Origin of the sequence: Psychrobacter piscatorii (assembly GCF_904846415.1) — a bacterium.
Lineage (GTDB): Bacteria > Pseudomonadota > Gammaproteobacteria > Pseudomonadales > Moraxellaceae > Psychrobacter > Psychrobacter piscatorii.
Map to the genome: position 1 here is coordinate 1 of NZ_CAJHAR010000091.1, position 913 is coordinate 913.

Genomic DNA, 913 nt, shown 5'->3' on the forward strand with positions numbered 1-913 from the left:
AAATAACACAGCTCAAACGTAGAATTTCTTATAAAATACCCATAAGGAGTTTTGATATGAGCAAACGAATGACTGAGACCCAAATAGTATCCATTTTAAAAGAAGCAGAAGCTGGAATACCTGCTAAAGAGCTGTGCCGTAAATACGGGATTGCTAGCTCGACTTTCTATAAATGGCGCTCCAAGTACGGTGGTATGGAAGCTTCTGATGTTAAGCGATTAAAAGAGCTTGAAGAAGAAAACCGTAGGCTCAAACAGATGTATGCTGATTTAAGCCTCAAAGCGCAAATGCAGGAAGAGATCATAAAAAAGCTATAGCGCCTGTACCCGAGCGCAAAGTCTGGGCGCAAGAATTACAGGCGCAGTATGATGTCAGCATTGCAGTGAGTTGTCAGGTGGTCTGCATGAGTCGAACCGCTTACTACTATAAGCCTAAGCTATTTGATGATAGTGAGATTGTTGATGTCTTAAATGAGCTTACTGACAAGCACAATCGCTGGGGCTTTCCAAAGTGCTTTAAACGTATACGTAAGCTTGGCTATTCATGGAATCATAAGCGCGTACATCGAGTTTATACAGCGTTAAACTTAAACCTACGCCGCAAGTCTAAAAAACGCTTACCAACACGTAACCCTCAGCCGCTAAGTGTGCCAAATGCATTGGGGCATACATGGTCAATGGACTTCATGAGCGACAGACTACACAACAATATTCGCTTTCGAACCTTTAATGTGATTGATGATTATAACCGTGAGGTATTAGGCATTGATATTGGTACCAGTATTCCCTCACTCCGAGTGATTCGCTACCTTGATCAGCTGGCTGAGTGGCATGGTTATCCTAAGCAAATTCGTGTGGATAACGGCAGTGAGTTTACATCCAGGGTATTCACTGATTGGGCATCAGCTCATGGC

General features: G+C 42.9%; 1 protein-coding gene and 1 pseudogene. Both read left to right on the forward strand.

What is annotated here, in order from left to right:
• Positions 1 to 56: 56 nt before the first annotated feature.
• Positions 57 to 311 (forward strand): annotated as a pseudogene (locus JMX83_RS14970) (transposase); the annotation flags it as partial.
• 92 nt (positions 312 to 403) lie between these two features.
• On the forward strand, positions 404 to 913 hold a 510-nt coding region (locus JMX83_RS14975), incomplete at its 3' end, for a DDE-type integrase/transposase/recombinase (RefSeq protein ID WP_201603386.1).